General features: G+C 71.8%; 15 protein-coding genes and 2 pseudogenes. 8 read left to right on the top strand and 9 right to left on the bottom strand.

All coding sequences use genetic code 11. The features are described 5' to 3' along the window. Positions 1 to 110: 110 nt before the first annotated feature. Positions 111 to 1,121, bottom strand: a complete 1,011-nt coding sequence (locus HW837_RS20610) for a polyprenyl synthetase family protein (RefSeq protein ID WP_045559376.1) — start codon at positions 1,119 to 1,121, stop codon at positions 111 to 113. Positions 1,122 to 1,853: 732 nt separating this feature from the next. On the opposite strand from HW837_RS20610, the gene HW837_RS20605 reads away from it, so the two are divergent. Next, a complete protein-coding gene (locus HW837_RS20605) occupies positions 1,854 to 2,606 on the top strand; it encodes a transglycosylase SLT domain-containing protein (protein ID WP_045559375.1) in 753 nt (250 codons plus the stop codon). Positions 2,607 to 2,663: 57 nt separating this feature from the next. Here the strand turns inward: HW837_RS20605 and HW837_RS20600 are convergent, their stop codons facing one another. The 3 genes from HW837_RS20600 to HW837_RS20590 all read right to left on the bottom strand — a co-directional run bounded on the left by HW837_RS20600 (position 2,664) and on the right by HW837_RS20590 (position 6,246). Next, positions 2,664 to 3,470: a Cof-type HAD-IIB family hydrolase gene (locus tag HW837_RS20600; protein ID WP_045559374.1), complete on the bottom strand. Its 807-nt coding sequence runs from the start codon at positions 3,468 to 3,470 to the stop codon at positions 2,664 to 2,666. A 248-nt stretch (positions 3,471 to 3,718) separates the two neighbouring features. Beyond that, a complete protein-coding gene (locus HW837_RS20595) occupies positions 3,719 to 4,921 on the bottom strand; it encodes an NAD(P)-binding domain-containing protein (protein ID WP_193380518.1) in 1,203 nt (400 codons plus the stop codon). Between the two features lie 65 nt (positions 4,922 to 4,986). Further along, positions 4,987 to 6,246, bottom strand: a complete 1,260-nt coding sequence (locus HW837_RS20590) for a carboxylate--amine ligase (protein WP_045559372.1) — start codon at positions 6,244 to 6,246, stop codon at positions 4,987 to 4,989. A gap of 210 nt (positions 6,247 to 6,456) precedes the next feature. Here HW837_RS20590 and fahA point away from each other — a divergent pair, with 210 nt between their 5' ends. From fahA to HW837_RS20555, 7 genes are all read left to right on the top strand, one after another. Further along, positions 6,457 to 7,719, top strand: a complete 1,263-nt coding sequence (fahA, locus tag HW837_RS20585; protein ID WP_045559371.1) for a fumarylacetoacetase — start codon at positions 6,457 to 6,459, stop codon at positions 7,717 to 7,719. 171 nt (positions 7,720 to 7,890) lie between these two features. Next, the gene (locus HW837_RS20580) at positions 7,891 to 8,694 is read left to right on the top strand and encodes a GntR family transcriptional regulator (RefSeq protein ID WP_045559370.1); all 804 of its coding nucleotides are present in this window, start codon (positions 7,891 to 7,893) and stop codon (positions 8,692 to 8,694) included. Positions 8,695 to 8,733: 39 nt separating this feature from the next. Next, positions 8,734 to 8,961: a 4Fe-4S dicluster domain-containing protein gene (locus HW837_RS20575; RefSeq protein ID WP_010986276.1), complete on the top strand. Its 228-nt coding sequence runs from the start codon at positions 8,734 to 8,736 to the stop codon at positions 8,959 to 8,961. Between the two features lie 24 nt (positions 8,962 to 8,985). After that, complete coding sequence (locus HW837_RS20570) at positions 8,986 to 10,335, top strand: ABC transporter substrate-binding protein (protein ID WP_193380517.1); 1,350 nt, start codon at positions 8,986 to 8,988, stop codon at positions 10,333 to 10,335. After that, positions 10,332 to 11,258: an ABC transporter permease gene (locus HW837_RS20565; protein WP_045559368.1), complete on the top strand. Its 927-nt coding sequence runs from the start codon at positions 10,332 to 10,334 to the stop codon at positions 11,256 to 11,258. The genes HW837_RS20570 and HW837_RS20565 overlap by 4 nt, the downstream gene beginning before the upstream one ends. Further along, positions 11,242 to 12,060 carry an ABC transporter ATP-binding protein gene (locus HW837_RS20560; RefSeq protein WP_107073754.1) on the top strand — a complete coding sequence of 273 codons (819 nt, stop codon included), beginning with the start codon at positions 11,242 to 11,244 and terminating at the stop codon, positions 12,058 to 12,060. The genes HW837_RS20565 and HW837_RS20560 overlap by 17 nt, the downstream gene beginning before the upstream one ends. 51 nt (positions 12,061 to 12,111) lie before the next feature. Beyond that, on the top strand, positions 12,112 to 14,934 hold the full coding sequence (locus HW837_RS20555; protein WP_193380516.1) for a fumarate reductase/succinate dehydrogenase flavoprotein subunit: 2,823 nt from the start codon (positions 12,112 to 12,114) through the stop codon (positions 14,932 to 14,934). A 27-nt stretch (positions 14,935 to 14,961) separates the two neighbouring features. Here HW837_RS20555 and HW837_RS20550 read toward each other — a convergent pair. The 5 genes and pseudogenes from HW837_RS20550 to HW837_RS20535 all read right to left on the bottom strand — a co-directional run. Then, positions 14,962 to 15,654, bottom strand: a pseudogene (locus HW837_RS20550) (VWA domain-containing protein); the annotation flags it as partial. 23 nt (positions 15,655 to 15,677) lie between these two features. After that, positions 15,678 to 15,807: pseudogene (locus HW837_RS48755) on the bottom strand (AAA family ATPase); the annotation flags it as partial. A 47-nt stretch (positions 15,808 to 15,854) separates the two neighbouring features. Further along, on the bottom strand, positions 15,855 to 17,927 hold the full coding sequence (gene recQ, locus HW837_RS20545; protein ID WP_045559366.1) for a DNA helicase RecQ: 2,073 nt from the start codon (positions 17,925 to 17,927) through the stop codon (positions 15,855 to 15,857). A 253-nt stretch (positions 17,928 to 18,180) separates the two neighbouring features. Beyond that, positions 18,181 to 19,830 (bottom strand): NADH-quinone oxidoreductase subunit NuoN, encoded by a 1,650-nt coding sequence (gene nuoN / locus HW837_RS20540; protein ID WP_045559365.1) that lies wholly within the window; start codon positions 19,828 to 19,830, stop codon positions 18,181 to 18,183. After that, on the bottom strand, positions 19,827 to 21,398 hold the full coding sequence (locus HW837_RS20535) for an NADH-quinone oxidoreductase subunit M (protein WP_045559364.1): 1,572 nt from the start codon (positions 21,396 to 21,398) through the stop codon (positions 19,827 to 19,829). Before HW837_RS20535 ends, nuoN begins: the two co-directional genes overlap by 4 nt. Between the last annotated feature and the right edge of the window lie 2 nt (positions 21,399 to 21,400).

The following is a 21,400-nucleotide window of genomic DNA, read 5'->3' as shown; positions in this document are numbered from 1 at the left end:
CTGCTACGGGATGACATGGCAGCCGTCAGGGATGACATGACGAGGCGGCGCCTCCCCACGACCCGTAGGGGACGCCGCCGACGACCGGTCCCCGGTGCCCTCTCCGGTGGCTATCCGGCGCGGTGCACCACGGCGTCGCACAGCTCCACCAGCGCCGCCTTCGCGTCGCACTCCGGGAGGGGGGCCAGGACGGCGCGGGCCTCCTCCGCGTAGCGGATGGTGTCGCGGCGGGCCTGCTCCAGGGCGGGGTGGACGCGGAGCCGGGCCAGGGCCTCGGCGTGCCGGGCGTCGTCGGTGAGGTCGGAGTCGAGCAGCTCGCACAGGGCGATGTCGTCCGCCAGCCCCAGCCGGCCCGCCCGCTCGCGCAGCCGCAGCACCGGCATGGTCGGCACACCCTCGCGCAGGTCCGTGCCGGGGGTCTTGCCGGACTCGTGCGAGTCGGAGGCGATGTCGAGGACGTCGTCGGCGAGCTGGAAGGCGACGCCGAGCCGTTCGCCGTACTGGGTCAGCACGTCGACCACGGTCTCGTCGGCGCCGGCCATCAGCGCGCCGAGCCGTCCGGCGACCGCGACCAGCGAGCCGGTCTTGCCGCCCAGCACGTCGAGGTAGTGCTCGATCGGGTCGCGTCCGTCGCGCGGCCCGGCGGTCTCCAGGATCTGTCCGGTGACCAGCCGCTCGAAGGCCTCGGCCTGGATGCGGACGGCGTCGGGGCCGAGGTCGGCGAGGACGTGGGAGGCGCGGGCGAAGAGGAAGTCGCCGGTGAGGACGGCGAGGGAGTTGTCCCAGCGGGCGTTGGCGCTCGGCACGCCCCGGCGCACCTCGGCCTCGTCCATCACGTCGTCGTGGTACAGCGTGGCCAGGTGGGTCAGCTCGACCACGACCGCCGAGGGCACGACACCCGGCGCGTACGGGTCGCCGAACTGTGCCGCGAGCATCACCAGCAGCGGGCGGAACCGCTTGCCGCCCGCGCGCAGCAGATGCTGGGCGGCCTCCTGGATGAAGGGGACCCCGCTCTTGGTCGCCTCCAGCAGACCCTCCTCGACGGCCGCCATTCCGGCCTGGACATCGGCTTCGAGAGCCTGGTCCCGCGCGCTCAGCCCAAACGGCTCGACGACGGTCACGAGGGTTCTCCTGTCTGCTGACGTCTACTGACGGTCACACGGTCACACGGTCGGTCTGGTTCGCTCTCACGGTCGATGACACAGTTTGTCGATCTGTCGCTGCCATCACCCGAGTCAGCGTATCCGGTCACCTTTCGATCACCACGAGCGCCCACGGGTCGACGCGCGTACGGCACCCGCGCGAGGCCCCTCGTCGGCCCCCCGGGCACCCCCGGGGACGAGCGCGCACACCCGGCCCGAGTTGACCGATTTGCCGCATACCAGAACTTCACCCGACTCCTCCCGTGAGTTGGGTCACCCGGGCCGGGCGGCGCAAACCTTCGCCACCGCGCCGACTTTCCCTTTGCGGTAGGCAAGTTGACCCAGGAGCGCGCATCGGAAATTGCCGCCGAATCACACCAAAGTCAAGGTCAACTAGACCTAACGGCCAAACCGGGACTTGTTCCGATCGTGTGCTCTCGCATACGTTCACACCCCGTCCGGACGGACCGCCGAATCCTGCCGCCGCCCGGACTCCCCACCCATCAACACTCATCCACGCACGGCAGGAGCGGGGGACCCAGGTAAGCGCCGGTCCGGCATTTCCCCCATCGGACCGGCTAGGGGTGAAGCCACGCGCGGTACGACCGGCGGACGCGGCACGCACAGCGACCGCCGGAAGGACGCGCGCGGCAGGGCATCTCCAGCCCGAACCCGACAGCTCACCTCGCAGGCGACGGAGAGGAATCCGCCATGCCCGCACGAGGCAAACACCGCCGTCCCAGAAGCAACGCGTTCACCCGTGGCATGCTCGCCGCCGGAACGGGCGGGGCCGCCCTGGCCCTCCCGCTGACGGTCGCCACGACCGCGAGCGCCGCCACCCCGGCCCAGGCCGCCGGCTCCGTCCAGTCCGCCGCGCAGTCCGCGCCGGCCGCGACGCTGCCCAAGTCCGCGAACTACACCGTGGTCTCCGGCGACACGCTCTCCTCCATCGCCCGCGAGCACGGCACCAAGGGCGGCTGGCAGCGGCTCTACAAGGACAACCGCGCCGCCGTCGGCGACAACCCGGCCCTGATCCGTCCGGGCCTGAAGCTGAAGGTGACCGGGACGAAGGCGCCCGCCGCGAAGAAGGCGTCGACGAAGCCGAAGGCCTCCACGGCCACGCAGGCCTCGGTGAAGACCTACCCGGACAACCTCGACGGCTGGATCCGCGAGTCGCTGGACATCATGGCGCAAAAGGGAATTCCCGGGACGTACAACGGGATCCACCGCAACATCATGCGCGAGTCGTCGGGCAACCCGCTGGCGATCAACAACTGGGACTCCAACGCCGCCGCGGGCACCCCGTCGAAGGGCCTCCTCCAGGTCATCGACCCGACGTTCGCCGCGTACCACGTCTCCGGCACCCCGTACGACCCGTACGACCCGGTCGCCAACATCACGGCGGCCTGCAACTACGCCGCCGACCGGTACGGCTCGATCGACAACGTCTTCGGCGCGTACTGAGCCCCACCGGCTCCGCACTCGTTCCCCTGGGCCGGCGGGCCCAGGGGAACGCTTGTCTCAGCGGAACAGCCGGTCCAGCACCACGGCGATCCCGTCGTCCTCGTTGGAGAGGGTCACCTCGTCGGCGACGGCCTTGAGTTCCGGGTGGGCGTTGGCCATGGCCACGCCGTGTGCGGCCCAGTCGAACATCGGGATGTCGTTGGGCATGTCGCCGAAGGCGATGGTCTCGTCCGGCGTCAGACCGAGGTGGTCGGCGGCCAGCGCGAGCCCCGTCGCCTTGGTGATGCCGCATGGCTGGAGTTCGACCGTGCCGGGCCCCGACATGGTGACCGTCGCCAGCGAGCCGACCGCCATCCGCGCCGCCGAGGCCAGCTCGTCGTCCGACAGATAGGGATGGCGCAGCAGCACCTTGCTGATCGGCTCGCACCACAGGTCGTCCCGGCGCGGCACCCGCACCGCGGGCAGCGTGGGGTGCGGCATGAGGTAGCCGGGCTCGATCAGGGTGAGGCCGTCGACGCCGTCCTGGTCGACGGCCGCGTACACCTGTCCGACCTCCGCCTCGATCTTGCCGAGCGCGGTCTCGGCGAGTTCCCTGTCCAGGGTGACCGACCAGAGCAGCCGGTCCGCGCCGGGGTCGTACAACTGCGCGCCCTGCCCGCACACCGCGAGCCCCCTGCTGCCGAGGTCGTCGAAGAGGGGGCGCACTCTCGGCGCCGGCCGTCCCGTCACCACGAGGTGCTGGGCACCGGCCTCCGTGGCCCGCGCCAGCGCGGCGAGGGACCGGTCGGAGAGCGTGTCGTCACTGCGCAGGAGCGTTCCGTCCAGGTCAGTGGCGATGAGTGAATATGCGGTGGGAGCGGCCATGATCAGAGAATACGGATGCCACGCCCCATCGGTTCGACCCGAACCGGACGACGTCCGGCATCCCGACCGCTCCAGCACCCCTCTACGTCAACTCGCTTTTCCCGAACGGGGGTTCAGCCGGGGACGGAGGTCAGGGCCCCGGACGCTTGAGGGCCGAAGGCCCAAAAGGGGCGCGGGGAACTGCGCGAGAAGCCCCACCGGACCCGCACCCGCGACGCACCGCCCCACCCGAGCTCATCCCGGAACCCTCACCCGTGAGCCGCGGCCAGATGCCGAGCCAACCGAGGCGAAGCGAACTCCGTCCCGCACACGAACCGCATCACCGGCCCGTACGACGCCGCCGCCGGCAACCCCGTGAAGTACAGCCCCGGGATCGACGACCGGAACCCGGCCCCCAGCACCGGCGTCCCCCGGCTCGTCCCCAGCTCCGTACGGAGTTCGTGCCCGAGGAACCCCATCGCCCCGAGGTCCACCCGGTACCCCGTCGCCGCGATGACATGATCGGCGCCCAGCTCCGCCGTACGGCCGTCGTGCTCGCGCACCACGAGGAGCGGACGCCCGTCGACGACGCCGGCCCGCACGACCCGCTCCACCTCCCGCACCTCCACCCGTCCCTCGAACCGCTCCCGCAGCCACCACGCGCCCAGCGGCCCGAGCACCCGGCGGACCAGGTGGTGCCGGGTGGCGGCCGGCAGATAACGGTAGGGCTGCGGGTAGTAGCTGAGCGCCCACAGCGACCAGGCCCGCCCGAACGGTGACTCGGGGCGCAGCCTCGGCTGCCGCCACGGGGGCGCGCCGAAGGCCACGGTCCCCCGCCCGCGCGCGGCGACCCGCACCCGCGCGCCGGCCTCGGCCGCCAGCACCGCCGTCTCCAGGGCGGACTGCCCCGCGCCCACGACGATCAGGTCCTTGTCCTTGAACCGGCCCAGGTCGGCGTGCTGGGAGCTGTGCGAGACGGGCCCCATCGGGGTCGGACCGTCCGCCGCCGCGCCCGCCAGCTCGGGCGGCAGGTGCGCCAGCCCGAACAGGCCGCTCGCCACCACGACGGCCCGCGCCGTGAACGACTCCCCCGAGTCCAGCTTCAGCTCGAAGCCGCCGCTCTTGCTCCGGTCCACCGAGACCACGCGCACCCGTTCCAGGTCGGGCACGAGCTGCTGCTGGAACCACTCGCCGTAGGAGATGAAGGTCTCGACGGGGATGATGTCCTCGTCCGTCACGAGGCGCCGGACGCCCGCCGCGTCGCAGTGGTCGACGAGGGTGTGGCCCTGCTGGGGCGCGTCGATGCTCGACGCCGCCGGTGTGGACTTCAGCAGCATCCCGGCGGGCATGTTGTCCCGCCAGCTCACCATGGGTTCGCCGAAGACACGGACCGGAATGCCGTGCGCCCGCAGATGCGCGGCGGTCGACAGACCGTACGGCCCGGCACCGATGACTGCTACCGGTTGAATCACGAAGTCCCTCCCCAGGACGCTGCATGTCTACTTCGTGCGGTCCCGTGCGCCGACGGCCTCGCGGGCTAGGGGCGCACGGGGGTGTTGCCGAGGCGGTTGGCCCGCCACATCTGGTACAGATGCTTCGCACCCGGCCGTACGAAGCGCGCGAGCATCGTGAGGAACGGCAGCGGGTCGTCACCCGCGAGCCACGCCAGCTCCGTACCGCTCGCGCGCGGCGGCGCGTGCGGTGTGGTGTAGCCGCTGCGCCGGTAGGCGAGCAGCGCCGGCAGATCGATGTTCTCCACGATGTACCGCCGCCCGGCGAGCTGTTCCCCCTCCGGCACCGGGCGTCCGGTCAGATCGAGGTGCATGGCGCGTACGACGTCGATCCCGGCCTCGTTCTCGAACAGCCGGAACTGCGCGCCCATCCGCGGGTTGAAGTCCAGCAGTTTGTACCGGCCGTCCCGCCGGTCGAACCGCAGATCGAGGTCGATGACCCCCGTGAACCCGATCTGCTTGATGAACCGGGCCGCGATGTCGGCGAGTTCGGGGTTGTCGACGACGTACGCGTTCGCCGTCATCCCCGCGTGCGGCGGCCACGACCGCACCTTCACCCCGGTGAACATCGCGAGCGGGGTGGAGTCCGCGTCGAAGTAGGCGTGCACGATCCAGTCCTCGGCGTCCTCCCGGGGCAGGTACTCCTGGAGGATCACCCCGGGCCGTTCGCCCCAGCCGCGGGCCAGCCGCAGCAGGCACTCCCGGTCGGCGATGCGGGTCGTCCCGTTCACCGCGGGCTGCCGGCGCCGCTCGAACGCCTCCCGGTTCTTGGCCACCACGGGGAAGCGGGCCCGTGCCGCGAACCGTTCCACGTCCTCGTACGACTGCGGGAACGAGCTGACGGGGCTCGCGATGCCGTGCTCCACGCAGAGTTCGTGCAGCCCCTGTTTGCTGGCGAGGCGGCGCGGGAGCTTCGCGTCGACGCGGGGGAAGAGGAAGCGGGTCGCGAGTTCCTCCTGGTGCTCGGCGATGAGCACCGCGGCTTCCTCGTCGGTGGGGATGAGGACGGCGGGCCGTCCTATCCGCCGGCCGATGCGCAGCAGTCCGTCCACCAGCCACTCGGGCTCCTCCGTCCCGGTGGTCGGCCACACGAACGCGCGCCGCAGATAGCGCGAGGCGGCGGCCGGTGTGAACCGGTCCTCCGTGATCGCGTACATCGGCACGCCGAGCCGGCCCAGGCTGCGGATGGCTCCGACGCCGCCGTGGTGCAGCGGATAGTCGCCGAGCTTCACGACGAGCCCCGGAACGCCTCGGTCCGCCTGTACCGGCGCACCCCAAGTACCCATGGCCACGGGTCCCCCCACGTGTCCCCCCTACCGGACCCGGACCCACCCCGTCCGCGTCCCCCAGAGGACGCTAAGCCGGAACCTTTCCTTCCGACCCTCCCCTATCAGGACATTGCGAACTCTTTAGACACTCCCGGATCTTCGCCCCTCCCCGTAACGTGTGCCGCGACCAGAGGTACGACGGAACGCACGAGAGCGAGGCAGCCCCCGATGCCCCCCTTCGATGTCACCGACGATGTCCCCGAGGGTCACCCCTTCGACGTCCCCGAGGGCCACCCCTTCGGTCCGCACAACCTCCCCTACGGTGTCTTCTCCCTCGGCGCGTCCGGAGCCCCTCGTACCGTCGGGGTCCGGCTCGGCGATCACGTCCTCGACGCCGCGGCGGCGGCGCACGCCCTCGGCTCCCCGTACGCCGCGCTGCTGGCGCACCCCACGCTGAACCCCCTGCTCGCGGCGGGCCGCACGGCCTGGTCGGACCTCAGGCGGGCACTGACGGCGTGGGTGACGGTGCCCTCGCACCGGGAGACGATCGCGCCGTACTTCCACCCGCTGCCCTCGGTGACCCCGCACCTGCCGTTCGAGGTGGCCGACTACGTCGACTTCTACGCCTCCGAGAACCACGCCCGGAACGTCGGCAGCATCTTCCGCCCCGACGCCCCGGATCCGCTGACACCCAACTGGAAGCACCTGCCCATCGGTTACCACGGCCGGTCCGGCACGGTCGTGGTGTCCGGCACGGAGGTGGTGCGGCCGGCCGGACAGCGCAAGGCGCCGACCGATCCGGCGCCGGTGTTCGGGCCGTCCGTGCGGCTCGACATCGAGGCGGAGGTCGGGTTCGTGGTGGGGGTGCCGTCCGAGCGGGGGCGGCCGGTGGGGCTGGGCGAGTTCCGGGACCACGTCTTCGGGGTGTGCCTCCTCAACGACTGGTCGGCGCGTGATCTCCAGGCCTGGGAGTACGTGCCGCTCGGGCCGTTCCTCGGGAAGTCGTTCGCCACGTCGGTCTCGGCCTGGGTCACGCCGCTGGAGGCGCTGGAGGAGGCGCGGGTGTCGCCGCCGGAGCGCACACATCCGCTGCTGCCCTACCTGGACGACTCCGCGCCGGACGTCGACCCCGGGGGGTACGACCTGCGGATCAGCGTCGCGGTCGACGGGCATGTCGTCTCGGAGCCGCCCTTCGCCACGATGTACTGGACGGCCGCGCAGCAGTTGGCCCATATGACGGTCAACGGCGCGTCGCTGCGCACCGGCGATCTCTACGGCTCCGGCACGGTCAGCGGGGCCGCCCCCGACCAGCGCGGCTCACTGCTGGAACTCACCTGGAACGGGCGCGACCCGCTCGACCTTCCCACCGGCAGGCGGACGTTCCTGGAGGACGGCGACGAGGTGACGCTCACGGCGTGGGCTCCGGGGCCGGGCGGCACGAAGGTGGGGCTGGGCGAGGTCACCGGGCGGGTGGTGGCGGCCCGGGAGTAGACCGGCACGTCCCAGCCACCGGAGCCTGATTCCCACCCCTTGGACAAACCGGTGGCAGATCTTGCGCCCGCTCCCGCGTAAGCGCAGGTCAGACCCGCCTTCCACACCTCCTCAGATGGCGCAACACTCCGGCAACATTCCTTTCCCCACCGTTTCGGTATGGTTCGAAACATGCCATCCACCGACCGCATCCGGGACCACGCCGGGCAGGGCGCGACCACCGTCGCCGCCCACCGCGCGCGGCGCCGGCTGCGGGCGGACCAGGCGCGGCAGCTCGCCGATCTGCTGCGCCGTCAGCTCCTCAGCGGCGGTTTCGCCGACGGCACCCTTCCCCATGAGTCCACCCTCGCGACCGACTACCGCGCCACCCGCAACACCGTGCGCGAGGCCCTGGACCTGCTGCGTGCCGAGGGCCTGGTGGAACGGTTCCCGGGCGTCGGCACCGTCGTCGTCGCCCGGAAGTACCCCCATGGCCTGGACCGTCTGATGGGCCTCGCGGAAACCCTCCGCGAGCACGGCACGGTCACCAACGAGGTCCGCACCATGGGCCCCGCCCCGGCCCCCACCCCCGTGGCCGACCGTCTGCACGTCCCGCCCGGCACCGACGTCCTCTACATCGAACGCCTGCGCCGGCTGAACGGCCTCCCCCTCTCCCTCGACCTCACCTACATCCCGCTCACCCTCGGCCCCCTCGACCTCGGCACGGCGCTCCTCGGCGCCGACCTGGAGAACACCGACGTCTTCCGCCTCCTGGAGGCGATCACCGGCCTGCCCCTGGGGCACGCCGAGATCACCCTGGAGGCGGTGAACGCCGACACCCACTCCGCCGCCGTGCTCGAAGCCCCGCGCGGCTCCGCCGTTCTGATGCTGGAACGGCTCACGCACCTCGCCGACGGCCGGCCCGTCGACCTGGAGTTCATCCGCTTCCGCGGCGACCGCATCTCGATGAGCGGCCTGCTGCACCGCTCACGGTGACTCCGTGATCCCCTGTTCCGCCCCTCCCTGGAGACAGCCATGCCTTTGGCGCCCCAGCGGGCCGACGTGCCCGTGACCATCGACGAGTCGAAGTGCATCGACGGCTGCACCCTCTGTGTGGACATGTGCCCGCTGGACTCCCTGGCCATCGACGAGAGCAACGGCAAGGCCTACATGCACGTCGACGAGTGCTGGTACTGCGGCCCGTGCGCGGCCCGGTGCCCCACCGGCGCCGTCACGGTCAACATGCCCTATCTGCTCCGCTGAGATCGCCGAGAGGTCCGCACTCCCATGAAGAACAGAGGATTCGTCCTGTCCGCCGCCCTCCTGCTGCCGCTGGCCCTGGCCGGCTGCGGCACGGGCAGCGGCAGCGCGGCGGACGGCGGAACCGTCACCGTGACCGTCGGCTACCAGTCGAAGACCATCAACACCGTCACCGCCGGCACTCTGCTGCGCTCCCTCGGCTACTTCGAGGACGAGCTGAACGCGCTGGGCGGGGAGACCACGTACAAGGTCGACTGGCAGGACTACGCGACGGGCGCCCCGATCACCGCGCAGATGACCGCCGGGAAGACAGACATCGGTTCGATGGGCGACTTCCCGCTGCTGCTCAACGCCGCCCGCGGCAAGCAGCTCGGCAAGCCCACCCGGCTGGTCGCGGCCACCGGCTACAACCTCCGCGGCGGACTCAACACCATCGTCACGGCGCCCGGCTCAAAGCTGGGCACACTGGCCGACCTGAAGGGCAAGAAGGTCTCGACGAGCGTCGGATCGGCGGCCGACGGCACCCTCGTACGCGCGCTGAAGGACGACGGTCTCGACGCCGACAAGGACATCGAGAAACTCAACCAGCAGCCGGCGGTCGGCGCCTCCTCGCTCACCGCGGGCAGTGCGGACGCGCTGTCGCAGTTCGTGGCGTGGCCCGGACTGCTGACGTACCAGGGCAAGGCGAAGGCCCTGTACGACGGGGCGCAGCTGGATCTGCCCACCTTCCACGGCGTCACCGCGCGCGAGGACTTCGCGAAGCAGCGGCCGGTCGTCCTGGAGGCCTTCCTCAAGGCCCAGGCCAGGGCCACGGACTACCTCGACGAGCACCCCGTCGAGGCCGCCGAGAAGGTCGCCGACGCCACGGGCCTGCCCGCCGAGGTCGTCTACCTCTACAACGGCGCGCACGGCATCGCGACCTTCGACCCCTCGCTCAAGCCCGCGCTGATCGCCGCCCTGAAGAAGGACGTGCCGATCCTCAAGGCCGCGAAGCTGACGGGCGACGTGGACGTGGACGCGTTCGTCGACGACCGCTACGTACGCAAGGCGCTGGGCGCGTCGTACGACAAGAGGCTCGCCGCCTCCCCCGCGCCGGCCGCCGCAGAGGTCTGGCCCAAAGGCGCGACGAAGACCGTGGACTTCGAGACACCCGCCGAACTCCTCGCCTACGTCGCCGCGCACAAGGACGGGATCCGCGCCGCGTACGTGCCGGACGCCACGACCGGCACCCAGTGGTTCGCCGACAAGGCGGTCTGGGTCGCGGACGGCGACCGGCTCCTGCCCTTCGTCGCCCCGGCCACGGCGAAGGCGTACGTCGCCGGGCACGACGGCGCCGAGGTCGTCACCTACGCCGCCGCCCTGGACCGGGCGTCGTGAGCCGCCCCGCGAAAACCGGCGCCCGGCGTGTACGGAGCCCCGGCTCCCAGCCCGCTGCCCGCTACGCCCTGCGCGCGCTGTCCCTGGTCGCCGCCCTCGGCCTCTGGCAGCTGCTGACCAGCCAGGACGTCGACCTGTGGCTGCGCTTCTCGCAGTTCCCGACGGTCACCGACGTGGCACATGCCTTCGCGGACCGGGTGACCGGGCCGGACTACTGGACCGACCTGACCGACAGCCTCACCCGCATCCTGACCGGCTTCCTGCTGGCGGCGGTGGCGGGGGTGGCCGTCGGGATCCTCGTCGCCCGCTCGCGCCCGGCCGAGGACCTGCTCGGGCCGGTCCTGGAGGTGGTCCGGCCCATCCCGGCGATCGCCCTGGTCCCGGTGGCGATCCTGCTGTTCCCCTCCAACGAGCAGGGCATCGTCTTCATCACCTTCACCGCCGCGTTCTTCCCGGTGCTGGTCTCCACCCGCCACGCGGTCCGCGCCCTCACCCCGGTGTGGGAGGAGGCGGTCCGCACCATGGGCGGCGGCCGGTGGCGGGTCCTCGCCTCGGTCGTCCTGCCGGGCGCGCTGCCGGGCATCTTCGGCGGGCTGTCGGTCGGCATCGGGGTCTCGTGGATCTGTGTGATCTCCGCCGAGATGATCTCCGGGCAGTACGGCGTCGGTTACCGCACCTGGCAGGACTACACCGTCGTCAACTACCCCGGCGTCTTCGTCGGGATGGCCACGATCGGGGTGCTGGGCTGGCTGACGTCGACCGCCGTGGAACTGGTCGGCCGCCGGCTGACCCACTGGCTGCCGCGTACGTCGTACACCGCCGGGAGCCGGCCGCCCCGGCCCACCCGGGCCCCGGCGGCACCGGCCGCCCCCGTGACAGCCACAGCCGAGGCCGAGGAGGCCCGTGATGAGCACCTCGTCTGAGACGCGGACGCCCGTCCGTGCGGAGGCCCAGGCGCAGCCCGATGAGGAGAACCGGATGCCCGCCCCCGGGCGCGGCACCCGCCTCACCCTGCGCTCCGCCGACCTGGGCCGCCCCGACGCCGTCGCCCTGACGGACGTCGGCCTGGACGTGGCCCCCGGCGAGATCCTCACCGTCGTCGGACCGTCCGGCTGCGGCAAGTCGACCCTGCTGCGCACCCTGGCGGGCCTGCTGCCGACGCTCGCCGGAGAGATCACCCAGGACGGGGCCCCGCTGACCGGCCCGTCCGCCGAACGCGCCCTCGTCTTCCAGGAGGACGCCCTCCTGCCCTGGCGCACCCTGCGCGCCAACGTCGAACTCCCGCTCGCCATCCGCGGTCTGGCCCGCGCCGAACGCCGTACGCAGGCCGAGGCGTGGCTGTCCCGGGTGGGGCTCGCCGAGTACGCCCGGCAGCTGCCGCACCGCGTCTCCGGCGGACAGCGCCAGCGCGCACAACTGGCCCGCGCCCTGGCCGGGCGCCCCCGCGCCGTCCTGATGGACGAGCCGTTCGGCGCACTGGACGCACAGACCCGCGCCGGGATGCAGGACCTGCTGGTGGGGGTGTTGCGGGGCACGGGCGCGACCGTCGTCTTCGTCACCCACGACGTGGACGAGGCCCTGTTCCTCGGCGACCGCGTGGCCCTCCTCGGCTCCGGCCGGCTCACCGCCGTACGGGACGTCCCACGCCCCCGCGACCGCGCCGCCCACGACGACCCGGCCCGCGCGGCCCTGCGCCGCGACGTCCTGACCTCGCTCGGCGACTGAGCGACCGAGCACCCGCGCATCAGCACATCAGAGCACCCGAAAGGCACCCCGGTGGACACGGTGGAGACCCCCCTCACGATCCCGGCGCTCTCCGACGCCGAGGAGCTGACCTGCGACGTCCTCGTCATCGGCGGCGGCACCGCCGGCACCATGGCGGCCCTGACCGCCGCCGAGCACGGCAAGGACGTCCTGCTCCTGGAGAAGGCCCACGTCCGCCACTCCGGTGCCCTCGCCATGGGCATGGACGGCGTCAACAACGCCGTCATCCCCGGCCGCGCCGAACCCGACGACTACGTCGCCGAGATCACCCGCGCCAACGACGGCATCGTCGACCAGTCCACGGTCCGCCAGACCGCCACCCGCGGCTACGACATGGTCCGGCGGCTGGAGTCGTACGGGGTGAAGTTCGAGAAGGACGAGCACAACGAGTACGCGGTCCGCCAGGTGCACCGCTCGGGGTCGTACGTGCTGCCGATGCCGGAGGGCAAGGACGTCAAGAAGGTCCTCTACCGGCAGCTGCGGCGCCGGGAGATGCGCGAACGCATCCGCATCGAGAACCGGGTGATGCCGGTGCGCGTGCTGACGGCCGGCGAGGGCGAGGACCGGCGGGCGGTGGGGGCCGCGGGCTTCAACACCCGCACCGGGCAGTTCGTCACGGTCCGCGCGGGCGCCGTCATCCTCGCGACCGGCGCCTGCGGCCGGCTCGGACTGCCCGCCTCCGGCTACCTCTACGGCACCTACGAGAACCCCACCAACGCGGGCGACGGCTACGCCATGGCCTACCACGCTGGCGCCGAACTCACCGGCATCGAGTGCTTCCAGATCAACCCGCTGATCAAGGACTACAACGGCCCCGCCTGCGCCTACGTCGCCAACCCCTTCGGCGGCTACCAGGTCAACCGGCACGGCGAACGCTTCGTCGACTCCGACTACTGGTCCGGCCAGATGATGGCCGAGTTCGCGGCCGAGATCGCCTCCGACCGCGCCCCGGTCTACCTCAAGCTGAGCCACCTCCCGGAGGAGTCCGTCTCCGCCCTGGAGTCGATCCTGCACACGACCGAGCGCCCGACCCGGGGGACCTTCCACGCCGGTCGCGGCCACGACTACCGCACCCACGACATCGAGATGCACATCTCGGAGATCGGCCTGTGCGGCGGCCACTCCGCCTCGGGCGTACGGGTGGACGACCACGCCCGCACGACCGTCCCCCGGCTGTACGCCGCCGGCGACCTCGCCTGCGTCCCGCACAACTACATGATCGGCGCCTTCGTCTTCGGCGACCTCGCGGGCGCCGACGCCGCCCGGTACACCCCCTACGAGGGCGACCTGCCGCTCGACCAGCTCCGGGACGCCCACGAGCTGATCTACCGTCCGCTGCGCAACCCCGACGGTCCCCCGCAGCCCCAGGTCGAGTACAAGCTGCGCCGCTTCGTCAACGACTACGTGGCGCCCCCGAAGTCCGGCTCCCGCCTCTCCCTCGCCCTCGACGCCTTCGAGCGGATGCGCGGCGACATCGCCGAGATGGGCGCCCGCACCCCGCACGAGCTGATGCGCTGCGCCGAGGTCTCCTTCATCCGCGACTGCGCCGAGATGGCCGCCCGCGCCTCCCTGGCCCGCACCGAGTCCCGCTGGGGGCTCTACCACGACCGCCTCGACCACCCCCAGCGCGACGACGCCTCCTGGTTCCACCACCTCGACCTGCGCAAGTCCCCCTCCGGCGCCATGGAGTTCACCGCCCGCCCCGTCGCCCCCTACCTCGTCCCCATCGAGGAGTTCACCCCCGTCGGCGGCCCCTCCCGCCACCTGGGCGAGATCCACGCGGAGAACGTGGCCACGGCGGGGTCACGGGAGGTGGCGCCGGTGGCGGCACGGGAGACGGCGGCGGTGGGAGCGGAGGCCGGGAACGACCCGGTGGAGGGGGCCCTCCCCCTCCCCTCCCACCCCACCCCCCACACCGCCTCCTCCGCCTCCTCCTCCGCCCGCCTCCTCGAACTCGTCGCCCTCGCCGAGGAGCAGCCCGAACTCGACGCGCTGCGGCCCTACTTGGCCGACCCGGCGCCCGCCGTCCGGCGCGAGGCGGTCGCCGTCCTCACGGAGACGCTGCCGCCGGGCACCGGCGCGGCCCTCGCCGAGGCGCTCCGCGACAGCGCCCCCGAGGTCCGGTCCGCCGCCGCGGCCTCGCTCCGCGAGCTCGTCGAGACGCTCCCGCCCGACCCCGCCCTCCGCGACGGCCTCGCCGCGGCCCTGACCGAGCCCGACCCGGTCGTCCGCGCCGCCGCCCTGGACCTCCTGCGCGCCCTGGGCCTCGGCGAGACCGCCCTGTACGCCGCCTCCCTGACGGACGCCGACCTCACCGTCCGCATCGAGGCCGTACGCGCCCTCGTCTCGGTCGACGCGACCGCCGAACTGGCGCACGCGGCCACCACCGACCCGTCCCGCGAGGTACGCGTCACCCTCGCCAAGGCCCTGGCCACGGTGTCCGCGACCCGTACCCCCTCCCTTCCCTCCGCCGCGGTACTCACCGCGCTGACCACCCTCACCACCGACCCCGACGCCCTGGTCCGGGCCGCCGCCTACGGCGCGCTGGGCACCGTCGGCTGCCCTCCCGCGCTCGCCGCCGAGGCCGTGACCGCCCTCGACGACCCCGCCTGGCAGGTCCGGGCCGGGGCCGCCACCGCCCTGTCCACCGCGTCCACCACGGTGGCGGTCCCCGCCCTCGCCGGAGCGCTCACGGACCCCAACGCCGACGTCCGCAAGGCCGCCGTCCTCTCCCTCACCCACCACACCCCCGCCGAAGCCGCCCGCACAGCCCTCACCACCGCCACGAAGGACTCCGACGCCGACGTCAGGGCGTACGCGTCCCGCGCGCTGTGACCGCCCGGCGCCACGGCCGGGCCCCGGTCAGATCACCCGGAACAGGTCGGCGGCCGCGTGGCCGTCGGTGAGGTCTTCTATGGAGCGGAGGTTGTCGCAGAGGGCGTCGAGGACCGAGTCGGTCCCGGCGATCCTCGCGGCGCCTATCGCCACGCCGAAGACACGGAAGCCCAGCGCGTGTTTGGCCTCGTTCCAGGAGCGCATCCACTCCGTGGTGACTCCGCAGTCGTCGTCGGTGAGCATCACGATGTCGCCGCGGGCGCGGCCGGCGTCGTCGAACTCCTCCCGCAACAGCTCGCCGGCCGCCGACAGCGGTGTCTGATAGCTGGTGCCGCCTCCCAGGAACGACTCCGCGAAGTCGATGACCCGGGCCGTGTCGGCGGGCCGGTCCCCGGGAAAGCGGAAGACCTGCATCTTGCCGGGGGCGGAGAACAGGATGCCGACGAAGTCCCGTCCGGCCTGGCGGGCCTGGTCCAGCAGGGCGAGGGCGCACGCCTTGGCCCACGCCTCCCTCGTCACCCCGCCCGGCCCCGCCTCGTACATCGAGTGCGAGGTGTCGACGCACGCGATGACCGCGCCCCGGCCCGTGCTCTGCTCCCCCTGGCTGTCGTAGAGCATCAGCTCCCCGGCGGCATACCGCGCGGCGAACACCGCGCGCAGCCCGGGCAGGCCGAGGTTGGCCAGTTCGGAGGGGATGAGGCGGGAGAGGTCGTCGCCGAGCGCCGCATCCTTGATCGCCCGACGTTGAGGTAGCCCAGCGTCTCGTTGAGCGCCGCCGTGGAGCACTTGAAGATCTCGTCGATGAACGCGACATGCGCGGTGGTGGCGCGGGCACTCGTACACCTGGCGGTACTCGCCCCGGGTCAGTGCGGCGGGTCGTCCCCCCGTGTGTCGGTCCCCCGTGTGTCCCGGATCCGCCCCTACGCCCAGTCCTCCGGCTCCGGTTCCGGCTCGTCGGCCGGCCAGTCGTAGGCGGACGCGTCGGCCGGGGCGTCGTGTGCCGGGGCCTTATCGCCCGCTGGGGCGGCGGCTTTGGAGCCGCTGTCGGAGGCTGCGGCCGGAGCGCCGCCGTCCCGGGACGCACCCGTCGACGCCAGCACCGCGAGCACCCCCTCCCCGTACGTCGCGAGTTTCTTCTCGCCGATGCCGCTGATCGTGCCGAGTTCGGCGACGGAGGCGGGCGCCGTGGCCGCGATCTCGCGGAGGGTGGCGTCGTGGAAGATGACGTAGGCGGGGACGCCCTGTTCGCGGGCCTGTTCGGCGCGCCAGGCGCGCAGGGCCTCGAAGACGGGGAGCAGGTCGTCGGAGAGTTCGACGGCCGCCGCCTTGGCCTTGCGCTCGCCCCGGGCGGAGCCCGACGAGCCGGAGCCGCCGGACGTCGACCGTGTCGTGGCCGGCTTCTTCGGTTCCTTGCGCAGCGGCACGTCCCGCTCCCGCCGCAGCACCGCCCCGCTCTCCTCGGTGAGCACGAGCGTGCCGTACTCGCCCTCGACCGCGAGGAGTCCCTGCGCGAGCAACTGCCGTACGACGCCCCGCCATTCGCCCTCGGCCAGGTCCTCGCCGATGCCGAAGACGGAGAGCTGGTCGTGGTCGAACTGGATGACCTTCGCGGTGCGCCGCCCCAGCAGGATGTCGACGATCTGCACGGCGCCGAACTTCTGCCCGCGTTCGCGCTGGAGCCGCACCACCGTGGAGAGCACCTTCTGCGCGGCGACGGTGCCGTCCCAGGTCTCCGGCGGGACGAGGCAGGTGTCGCAGTTGCCGCAGCCCTCGTCCCGGGGTTCCTGGCCGAAGTACTGCAGGAGCTGGCCCCGGCGGCAGCGCGCGGTCTCGCAGAGTGCCAGCATCGCGTCCAGGTGGGCGGCGGCCCGGCGGCGGAACGCCTCGTCGCCCTCGCTGCCCTGGATCATCTTGCGCTGCTGTATGACGTCGTTCAGGCCGTACGCCATCCAGGCCGTGGACGGCAGTCCGTCGCGGCCGGCTCGGCCGGTCTCCTGGTAGTAGCCCTCGACGGACTTGGGCAGGTCGAGGTGGGCGACGAAGCGTACGTCGGGTTTGTCGATGCCCATGCCGAAGGCGATGGTGGCGACGACGACGAGCCCTTCCTCGCGCAGGAAGCGTGACTGGTGGGCCGCGCGGGTGCCCGCGTCGAGTCCGGCGTGGTACGGCACCGCCTGGACGCCGTTCTTGCTGAGGAACTCGGCGGTCTTCTCCACGGAGTTGCGGGAGAGGCAGTAGACGATGCCTGCGTCGCCCGCGTGTTCCTGGCGCAGGAAGGACAGGAGCTGCTTCTTCGGGTCGGCCTTGGGCACGATGCGGTACTGGATGTTGGGCCGGTCGAAGCTGGCTTCGAAGTGCCTGGCCCGGGGCATGTCCAGCCGCTCGGTGATCTCACGGTGGGTGGCGCGGGTGGCGGTGGCGGTGAGCGCGATGCGCGGCACGTCGGGCCAGCGCTGTCCCAGGAGGGAGAGGGAGAGGTAGTCGGGCCGGAAGTCGTGGCCCCACTGGGAGACGCAGTGGGCCTCGTCGATCGCGAAGACCGAGATCTTGCCGCGTCCGAGCAGATCGAGGGTGGCGTCGAGTCGCAGGCGCTCCGGTGCGAGGTAGAGCAGGTCCAGCTCGCCCGCGAGGAACTCCGCTTCGACCACGCGCCGCTCGTCGAAGTCCTGGGTGGAGTTGACGAAGCCGGCGCGCACGCCCAGGGCCCGCAGGGCGTCCACCTGGTCCTGCATCAGCGCGATCAGTGGGGAGACCACGATTCCGGTGCCAGGCCTGACCAGGGACGGGATCTGGTAGCAGAGGGACTTTCCGCCGCCGGTCGGCATGAGGACGACGGCGTCGCCGCCCGCGACCACGTGCTCGATGATCGCTGCCTGCTCGCCCCGGAAGGCGTCGTACCCGAAGACCCGGTGGAGCACGGCCAGCGCCTCGCTGTCCGCTCCGGTGGTCCTGTCCTCGTCCGCCATCACACTCGTCCCGCCTGTCCCGATCATGGCCCCGTCCCCCGCGCCCTTGCGTCCAGTGCCGTCGTGGTTCCTCCAGCCCTTGCCACGATAGGCGCCCGCACCGACAGCCTCAGAGTTATCCACAGGCTCCACCCGGATGCGGCGGCTCCGGGCCGGAGAACAAGGGCGGGACCCGGCTCCTTTTCGAAGCCGAGTCCCGCCATGTTCGAACACCGAGCGGTGACCGAGTAGCGACCGGGCAGCAGACCGAGCGGCAGCAGATCGCCGGCCGAGCGGAGCGCTACCGCACGAAGACGCCCGCCTGCCCCGCCAGGTCCAGGAAGTACTGCGGGGCGACGCCGAGCACCACGGTGACGGCGACCCCGACCGCGATCGCGGTCATGGTCAGCGGGGACGGCACGGCGACCGTCGGCCCCTCGGGGCGCGGCTCGCTGAAGAACATCAGCACGATGACGCGGATGTAGAAGAACGCGGCGATGGCCGAGGAGATCACACCGACCACGACGATCGCTCCCGCGCCGCCTTCGGCCGCCGCCTTGAACACGGCGAACTTGCCCGCGAACCCGGAGGTCAGCGGGATGCCCGCGAAGGCCAGCAGGAAGACCGCGAAGACGGCCGCCACCAGCGGTGACCTGCGGCCGAGCCCCGCCCACTTGGACAGGTGGGTGGCCTCGCCGCCCGCGTCCCGCACCAGGGTGACCACGGCGAACGCGCCGATCGTCACGAAGGAGTAGGCACCCAGATAGAACAGCACCGAGGAGACGCCGTCGGGCGAGGCCGCGATGACACCGGCGAGGATGAAGCCGGCGTGGGCGATCGAGGAGTAGGCGAGCAGTCGTTTGATGTCGGTCTGGGTGATGGCGACGATCGCGCCGGCCAGCATGGTGACGATGGCGACGGCCCACATGACCGGCCGCCAGTCCCAGCGCAGACCGGGCAGGACGACGTACAGCAGCCGGAGCAGCGCGCCGAAGGCGGCCACCTTGGTCGCGGCGGCCATGAAGCCGGTGACCGGGGTGGGCGCGCCCTGGTAGACGTCGGGGGTCCACATGTGGAACGGCACCGCGCCGACCTTGAACAGCAGGCCCATGACGAGCATGGCGGCGCCGATGAGCAGCAGCGCGTCGTTGCCCATGGTGTCGGCGAGGGCGGGGTTGATGTCGCCGATGGTGCCGTCGACGACCTGGGCGATCGTCGCGTACTTCACCGAGCCCGCGTAGCCGTACAGCAGGGCGATGCCGAAGAGGGTGAAGGCGGAGGCGAAGGCGCCGAGGAGGAAGTACTTGACGGCGGCCTCCTGCGACATGAGCCGCTTGCGGCGGGCCACGGCGCAGAGCAGGTACAGCGGGAGGGAGAAGACCTCCAGGGCGATGAAGAGGGTCAGCAGGTCGTTGGCCGCCGGGAAGATCAGCATGCCGCCGATCGCGAAGAGCAGCAGCGGGAAGACCTCGGTGGTGGTGAATCCGGCCTTGACGGCGGCCTTCTCGCTGTCGCTGCCGGGCACGGAGGCGGCCTGTGCGGCGAAGGAGTCGACCTTGTTGCCGTGGGTCTCGGGGTCGAGGCGGCGTTCGGCGAAGGTGAAGACGCCGAGGATGCCGGCGAGGAGGATCGTGCCCTGGAGGAACAGAGCCGGTCCGTCGACCGCGATGGCGCCCATGGCGGCGATGCCGGCCTTGGTGGTGCCGTAGCCGCCCGCCGCGAGGGCGACGACCGCGGCGAAGGAGGCCGCGAGGGCGACGACGGAGACGAAGACCTGGACGTAGTAGCGGAACTTCCGCGGGACGAAGGCCTCGACCAGCACTCCGATGATCGCCGCGCCGATGACGATCAGGGTGGGCGACAATTGCCCGTATTCGATCTTCGGCGCTTCGATCTTGGAGATCGGGTCGGCCGCGGTTGTCCACAGGCTGTGGACGGCTGATGCGCTCACTTGGCCGCCTCCACCTCGGGCTGGGGGTCCTTCTTCTGGACGTCGGACATGGTGTGCTCGACCGCCGGGTTGACGATGTCGGTGAGCGGCTTCGGGTAGACACCGAGGAAGATCAGCAGCACGACGAGCGGGGCGACCACCACGAGCTCGCGCACCCTGAGGTCGGGCATCCCCTCGACCTCGGCCTTCACCGGGCCCGTCATCGTCCGCTGGTAGAGGACGAGGGTGTAGAGCGCGGCGAGGACGATGCCGACGGTGGCGATGATCCCGACCACCGGGTAGCGCGCGAACGTGCCGACGAGGACCAGGAACTCGCTGACGAACGGGGCGAGTCCGGGCAGCGACAGCGTCGCGAGACCGCCGATCAGGAAGGTGCCGGCGAGGACCGGCGCGACCTTCTGCACTCCGCCGTAGTCGGCGATGAGCCGGGACCCGCGCCGGGAGATCAGGAATCCGGCGACCAGCATCAGGGCGGCCGTCGAGATGCCGTGGTTGACCATGTAGAGCGTGGCGCCCGACTGGCCCTGGCTGGTCATCGCGAAGATGCCCAGGATGATGAAGCCGAAGTGCGAGATCGACGCGTACGCCACCAGCCGCTTGATGTCGCGCTGGCCGACGGCGAGCAGGGCCCCGTAGATGATGCTGATCAGCGCCAGGACGAGGATCGCGGGCGTGGCCCACTTGCTGGCCTCGGGGAAGAGTCCGAGGCAGAAGCGGAGCATCGCGAAGGTGCCGACCTTGTCGACGACCGCCGTGATGAGGACGGCGACCGGGGCCGTGGACTCCTGCATGGCGTTGGGCAGCCAGGTGTGCAGCGGCCACAGCGGGGCCTTCACCGCGAAGGCGAAGAAGAAGCCGAGGAAGAGCCACCGCTCGGTGTTGGTGGCCATCTCCAGCGTGCCGTTGGCACGGGCCTCGGCGATCTCCGGGAGCGAGAAGTTCCCCGCGACCACGTAGAGGCCGATGACCGCGGCCAGCATGATCAGGCCGCCGACCAGGTTGTAGAGGAGGAACTTGACGGCCGCGTACGAACGCTGGGTGGCCGCCGTCTCCTCGCCGTGCTCGTGGGCACGGTCGCCGAAGCCGCCGATGAGGAAGTACATCGGGATGAGCATGGCTTCGAAGAAGATGTAGAAGAGGAAGACGTCGGTGGCCTCGAAGGAGATGATCACCATCGCCTCGACGGCCAGGATCAGGGCGAAGAAGCCCTGCGTCGGCCGCCACCTCTTGTTGCCGGTCTCCAGCGGGTCGGCGTCGTGCCAGCCCGCGAGGATGATGAACGGGATCAGCAGGGCTGTGAGCCCGATCAGCGCCACCGCGATGCCGTCGACGCCCAGTTCGTAGCGCACCCCGAAGTCCGCGATCCAGGCGCGGGACTCGGTGAGCTGGTAGCGGTCGCCGCCCGGGTCGAAGCGGAACGCGATGATCGCGGCGAGCACGAGCGTGCCCAGCGAGACGATCAGCGCCAGCAGTTTCGCGGCGTTGCGCCGCTGGGCCGGGACGGCGGCCGTGGCGATCGCCCCGAGGGCCGGGAGCGCCGCCGTCGCTGTCAGCAGAGGAAAGGACATCG

The organism is Streptomyces caniscabiei, from assembly GCF_014930365.1.
GTDB lineage: Bacteria > Actinomycetota > Actinomycetes > Streptomycetales > Streptomycetaceae > Streptomyces > Streptomyces caniscabiei.
Note: the sequence above shows the minus strand (reverse complement) of the source record. Positions and strands in the feature narration are given on the sequence as shown.

Excerpts from the sequence above, each read along its gene's own strand:
- HW837_RS20580 (WP_045559370.1), top strand. The coding sequence starts at position 7,891 with ATGCCATCCACCGACCGCATCCGGGACCACGCCGGGCAGGGCGCGACC.
- HW837_RS20590 (WP_045559372.1), bottom strand. The coding sequence starts at position 6,246 with ATGGGTACTTGGGGTGCGCCGGTACAGGCGGACCGAGGCGTTCCGGGG.
- HW837_RS20560 (WP_107073754.1), top strand. The coding sequence starts at position 11,242 with ATGAGCACCTCGTCTGAGACGCGGACGCCCGTCCGTGCGGAGGCCCAG.
- recQ (WP_045559366.1), bottom strand. The coding sequence starts at position 17,927 with ATGATCGGGACAGGCGGGACGAGTGTGATGGCGGACGAGGACAGGACC.
- HW837_RS20575 (WP_010986276.1), top strand. The coding sequence starts at position 8,734 with ATGCCTTTGGCGCCCCAGCGGGCCGACGTGCCCGTGACCATCGACGAG.
- HW837_RS20535 (WP_045559364.1), bottom strand. The coding sequence starts at position 21,398 with ATGTCCTTTCCTCTGCTGACAGCGACGGCGGCGCTCCCGGCCCTCGGG.
- HW837_RS20570 (WP_193380517.1), top strand. The coding sequence starts at position 8,986 with ATGAAGAACAGAGGATTCGTCCTGTCCGCCGCCCTCCTGCTGCCGCTG.
- HW837_RS20605 (WP_045559375.1), top strand. The coding sequence starts at position 1,854 with ATGCCCGCACGAGGCAAACACCGCCGTCCCAGAAGCAACGCGTTCACC.
- HW837_RS20600 (WP_045559374.1), bottom strand. The coding sequence starts at position 3,470 with ATGGCCGCTCCCACCGCATATTCACTCATCGCCACTGACCTGGACGGA.
- fahA (WP_045559371.1), top strand. The coding sequence starts at position 6,457 with ATGCCCCCCTTCGATGTCACCGACGATGTCCCCGAGGGTCACCCCTTC.